Source organism: Acinetobacter sp. AKBS16 (assembly GCF_002899995.1).
In the GTDB taxonomy this organism is placed as follows: Bacteria; Pseudomonadota; Gammaproteobacteria; order Pseudomonadales; family Moraxellaceae; genus Acinetobacter; species Acinetobacter baumannii.
On record NZ_POYH01000075.1, the window covers coordinates 43,011 to 47,633 of the forward strand.

4 protein-coding genes are annotated in these 4,623 nt (G+C 40.3%); 3 read left to right on the forward strand and 1 reads right to left on the reverse strand.

What is annotated here, in order from left to right; genetic code table 11:
* On the forward strand, nt 1-952 hold a 952-nt coding region (locus C1642_RS13455; RefSeq protein WP_103236437.1), incomplete at its 5' end, for a serine hydrolase domain-containing protein.
* A 47-nt stretch (nt 953-999) separates the two neighbouring features.
* Here C1642_RS13455 and C1642_RS13460 read toward each other — a convergent pair.
* Complete coding sequence (locus C1642_RS13460; RefSeq protein ID WP_000323808.1) at nt 1,000-1,578, reverse strand: TetR family transcriptional regulator; 579 nt, start codon at nt 1,576-1,578, stop codon at nt 1,000-1,002.
* Nucleotides 1,579-1,703: 125 nt separating this feature from the next.
* Between C1642_RS13460 and amvA the strand changes: the two genes are divergently transcribed.
* A complete protein-coding gene (gene amvA, locus C1642_RS13465) occupies nt 1,704-3,182 on the forward strand; it encodes a multidrug efflux MFS transporter AmvA (RefSeq protein WP_103236438.1) in 1,479 nt (492 codons plus the stop codon).
* Between the two features lie 173 nt (nt 3,183-3,355).
* A partial coding sequence (gene dnaX / locus C1642_RS13470) for a DNA polymerase III subunit gamma/tau (protein WP_004736574.1) occupies nt 3,356-4,623 on the forward strand: 1,268 nt, incomplete at its 3' end.

The following is a 4,623-nucleotide window of genomic DNA, read 5'->3' on the forward strand; positions in this document are numbered from 1 at the left end:
CTATTGGCCTGAGTTTGCTCAAAATGGAAAAGAGCAAATGACTTTGCGTCATGTGCTAAGCCACCAAAGCGGCATGTTTGATGTTCGAAATATCATCGAAAGTGCGAGAGAAATGCTCGACTGGTCACATATGTTAGAGGTGGTCGCGGCGACTAAGCCAAGATTCCTTGCAGGAGAGGGCAATGCTTATCAAGCTTTAACATTCGGTTGGCTAGTCGGTGGCGTACTTGAAAAAGCAACTGGTCAATCTCTAGATCAGCTCATGCAAAAATATCTTGTTGAGCCATTACAGTTAGATGGTGCCTATTTTGGAACGCCTGCAAGTGAGTTGGATCGTGTAGCACGTTTAATTATTCAACCAAAACCAGAAAAACCAGCATCTACTCAAGTTGAAAAACCTAAAAAGCCACAGACGCGTAAGAGTTCACTCTCTGAAAAAGTGATTACATGGACGGGTCAAGACCCGCAAGATTTTCAGGATGCCATGATTCCAAAAGGAATGAAAAATTTTAGTTTCTTTAGTGATGAGGGACTGCAAGCAGTTATTCCAGCGGCAAACGGCACTTTTACTGCAAATAGTCTTGCTAAAATTTATGCGATGCTGGCAAATCAAGGTGAATGGGATGGACATCAAATTATTTGCCCAGAAGTATTTAAAGAGCTCAGCACCATCCAAAGTTATGCACGTGATCGTGTTATGCCAATTCCGATGAATTGGCGTTTAGGCTATCACCGTATTATTACCATGGGTAAACGAGCTAAAAATGGATTTGGGCATATTGGCTACAATGGTTCAGGTGCATGGTGCGATCCTGAGCGTGACCTCAGCTTTGCTTATACCCATAACTTCCAGATTGGTTCAATCACAGGTGATTATCGTTTGTGGGGACTGACCCAAGAAGCTTTACGTTGCACCGACCAAATTTTAAAAGGCCGTAAAGGCTGGTTCTAATTTTAGTATTTTAAAGCTGGTATTTTTAAGCAATGCCAGCTCAACATTTATAATAATTCTAGGCGAATAATTGCTTCGGTATGACGCTTAAAATCTTCTTCAACTAAACCTTGTAAACCAAGTTTATAAATCCCTTCTAATCCACACACAAAGGCAATGAGTCGCCACGCAATATCTGTGGAATTAGACCTATTTTTAAATTCGCCTTCTTTTTGACCGCATTCAATCGATTGCACAATAGCTTGGTGCCAACTTTGCATGGCGAGGTTATACGCTTTTTGTATTTCAATATCTTGTTCAATTAAGAGTTCAGCTTCATTCCATAAACGTAAGTAGGGCTGAAGCCTGTCTATATTTTCTGCACCTAATAAGATGAAGAGTCTTTGAAATTGGCTAGTTGTTTGGAGAGTTTGTTCAATTTCATCAAGCTGTTCCATCAGCTTTAAAAAAGCTTCAGCTTTTAAATGAGATGCCGAAGAAAAATGATGATGGACTTGTCCGGTAGAGGTTTGTGCCTCTGTTGCGATTCGACGTACCGTCATGGCTGTAAAACCTTCAGCCAAAGCAATTTGCATGGCAGCTTGCAGGATCATTTCTCTGCGTTGATCGCGATTAAGATAGGCCATGTTTCTTACACCTGACTGAATTCGACACAAACTACATTAAAATTTAAAGTTGGACAAGTGTCCAATTGTGTATATAATAACCGCAATTTGAACATATGTCCAAGTTTTGGATATCGAAGAGCGTTATGCAAAAAAAATGGTTAATCCTGACAATTATCGTCCTCATTTATTTACCTGTTACGATTGATGCAACGGTGATGCATGTTGCAACCCCATCTTTAAGTGCAGCATTGAATTTAACTGCCAATCAGCTTTTATGGGTCATTGATATTTATTCACTGATTATGGCGGGTTTGATTTTGCCGATGGGTGCACTCGGTGATCGTATTGGCTTTAAAAAATTATTATTTATTGGAACCGCAGTTTTTGGTGTTGGTTCTTTAGCTGCGGCTTTTTCTCCAACAGCCTATGCCTTAATTGCTTCTCGTGCTGTCTTAGGTCTAGGGGCAGCTATGCTTATTCCTGCCACTTTATCCGGTATCCGTAATGCCTTTACCGAAGAAAAGCAGAGAAATTTTGCACTTGGTCTTTGGTCTACAGTAGGTGGAGGTGGAGCAGCTTTTGGTCCATTAGTCGGTGGTTTTGTATTAGAGCATTTCCACTGGGGAGCTGTATTCCTCATTAATATCCCGATCATTTTAGTCGTTCTAGTTATGATCGTGATGATCATTCCTAAACAACAAGAGAAAACTGATCAGCCAATTAACTTAGGGCAAGCTTTAGTTTTGGTTGTAGCAATTTTAAGCCTCATCTATTCAATTAAATCGGCTATGTATAGCTTTTCGGTGCTCACGGTTGTGATGTTTGTGGTTGGTATAAGCACATTAATTCACTTCATTCGAAGCCAAAAAAGAGCTACGACACCAATGATTGATCTGGAATTATTTAAACATCCTGTGATTTCTACCAGTATTGTTATGGCCGTTGTTTCCATGATTGCTTTGGTTGGCTTTGAATTATTACTGTCTCAAGAGTTGCAGTTTGTACACGGGTTTTCTCCATTACAGGCGGCGATGTTTATTATTCCATTTATGATTGCAATTAGTTTAGGTGGTCCATTAGCAGGTATTTGTTTAAATAAATGGGGTTTACGTAGAGTATCGAGCCTAGGTATTTTAGTGAGCGCGCTCAGTTTATGGGGGCTTGCTCAGCTCAACTTTTCAACCGACCACTTTTTAGCATGGACGTGTATGGTCTTTTTGGGCTTTAGTATTGAGATTGCCTTACTGGCCTCAACTGCTGCCATTATGTCATCTGTGCCCCCTCAAAAGGCGAGTGCAGCAGGTGCCATTGAGGGAATGGCCTATGAACTTGGCGCTGGCTTAGGTGTTGCTATTTTTGGTTTAATGTTATCTTGGTTTTATAGCCGCTCAATTATTTTGCCAGCCGAGCTTCCGTCAGACTTAATTGAAAAAGCGAGTATCTCGATTGGAGAAACCATGCAATTAGCGTCTAACCTTGAAAATCCTTTAGGAGGGCAATTAGTTGTAGTGGCGCAGCAAGCTTTTAGCTATGCACATAGTTGGGTGCTTACCCTCTCAGCGATCTGTTTCTTCCTTTTAACTGTATTTGTCTGGTTTAGTTTTCCGAAGAAAGTAAATTAATATTTTTCACAGTATTTAAAGTTTCGATAGAAAACTTTTTCTTCGAAACTTTAAAATTCACTGATAGTCCAGACAAATGATGTAGTTCGCAGTTTATCTGTACGGATATGAGCTTTATGCGTTCCCACTCTTTTAAAAACAAAGTATGCTTATGCCTGTAACAAGGAGCATACATGTATCAAGTACTTGCTAGAAAATACCGTCCACGTAATTTCAATGAGTTAGTGGGGCAAAACCATGTTTCTCGTGCATTAAGTAGTGCATTGGAACGCGGTCGTCTTCACCATGCTTATTTATTTACAGGAACGCGTGGTGTAGGTAAAACTACAATTGCACGTATTTTAGCCAAGTGTTTGAACTGTGAAACAGGTGTGACTTCTACGCCATGTGAAGTCTGCGCAACATGTAAAGCGGTAAATGAAGGCCGCTTTATTGACCTAATCGAAATCGATGCTGCTTCAAGAACAAAAGTAGAAGATACGCGTGAACTTTTAGACAACGTTCCTTATGCACCAACGCAAGGTCGTTTTAAAGTTTACCTGATTGACGAAGTACATATGCTCTCTACGCATTCTTTTAATGCGTTATTAAAAACACTAGAAGAACCACCAGAACACGTTAAGTTTTTGTTTGCTACGACAGACCCACAAAAGCTACCGATTACGGTTATTTCACGGTGTTTGCAATTTACTCTAAGACCTTTAGCTGTCGATGAAATTACCAAGCACCTCGGTGCTATTCTTGAAAAAGAACAGATTACTGCTGATCAAGATGCAATTTGGCAAATTGCCGAATCTGCTCAAGGTTCATTACGTGATGCATTATCTTTAACTGACCAAGCCATTGCTTATGGGCAAGGTGCTGTACATCATCAAGATGTTAAAGAAATGCTTGGCCTGATTGACCGTACGATCATATATGATTTGATTTTAGCGGTTCATCAAAACCAACGTGAAAAAGTGAGCCAGTTATTACTCCAATTTAGATATCAAGCCTTAGATGTCTCGTTAGTACTGGATCAGCTCATTTCAACATTGCATGAGTTGGCTTTGTTACAATATTTACCAGAGCTCGGCTTAAAGTACAGTGAAGAAATTAATGCCAAAATTCTTCAGCTTTCTAAACTGATTTCTGCTCAAGATTTGCAGCTTTACTACCAAATCGCATGTAAAGGCCGTTCAGACTTGCAGCTTGCCGTAACGCAAGAGCAAGGTTTTGAAATGTGCGTTTTACGATTATTGGCATTCCGTCCTTTAGCACCAAATGAAATTTTAGTTTCAGAGCCTGTTCAAAAAAATGGGCAAGCAGAAGTAGGCCTAAATTCACAAGCTCAAACAGCCCAAGAGATTACTCCTGTAAGTGCTATTCAGCCTGTTGAAGTTATTAGCCAACCCGCTATGGTTGAACCTGAACCTGAACCTGAACCTGAACCTGAACCTGA

Bases quoted from the DNA above. Each gene is read 5' to 3' on its own strand.
- C1642_RS13460 (WP_000323808.1), bottom strand. From the start codon at position 1,578: ATGGCCTATCTTAATCGCGATCAACGCAGAGAAATGATCCTGCAAGCT.
- amvA (WP_103236438.1), top strand. From the start codon at position 1,704: ATGCAAAAAAAATGGTTAATCCTGACAATTATCGTCCTCATTTATTTA.